The organism is Bradyrhizobium sp. PRIMUS42, from assembly GCF_023006515.1.
Taxonomy (GTDB): Bacteria; Pseudomonadota; Alphaproteobacteria; order Rhizobiales; family Xanthobacteraceae; genus Bradyrhizobium.
The window spans coordinates 1-659 of record NZ_JALBGZ010001432.1; the positions used below are offsets into that span (position 1 = coordinate 1).

Genomic DNA, 659 nt, shown 5'->3' on the forward strand with positions numbered 1-659 from the left:
GGCCTGGTGTCCTGGCCGAGGCCGAGCGTGCGGTGACGCGGGCCCATGCCGAGGCGGTTGCCGCCTTCTTGGCCCAGAACCGCATGAAGCCCGAGGACATCGACATCGTCGGCTTCCACGGCCAGACCGTGCTGCATCGCCCCGAGCGGCGGCTGACGGTGCAGATCGGTGACGCTCCGGCGCTGGCGAAAGCGATCCATATCCCCGTGATGCATGATTTCCGCGCCGCCGACGTCGAGGCCGGCGGGCAGGGGGCGCCGTTCGTACCGGTCTACCATCGGGCGCTCGCCCATTCGCTGGATCGCGAGGGCCCGATCGTCGTCGTCAATATCGGCGGCGTCTCCAACATCACCTATATCGATGGCAACGACACGCTGATCGCCTGCGACACCGGGCCCGGCAACGCGCTGCTGGACGATTTCATGTACCGCACCATGAACCAGGCGTTCGATGCGGAAGGAAAGTTCGCAGCGCTCGGTAAGGTCGATGAGGCCTGGATTGCCCACGCGCTGGAGCTGCCGTTCTTTGCGTTGCCTCCGCCGAAATCGCTCGATCGCAACGACTTTGCGGCGCTCAGGCTCGGCGATGTCGCGCCGGCCGATGGGGCCGCGACCCTGACCGCTTTCACCGCGGCGGCGATCGCCCGAATCATCCCGCTG

The 659-nt window shown here is 67.1% G+C and carries 1 protein-coding gene; it reads left to right on the forward strand.

Features of this window, described 5'->3' with window-relative positions:
• Positions 1 to 659, forward strand: a 659-nt coding sequence (locus MOV75_RS40875) for an anhydro-N-acetylmuramic acid kinase (protein ID WP_247008528.1), incomplete at both ends; no start/stop codon positions are given.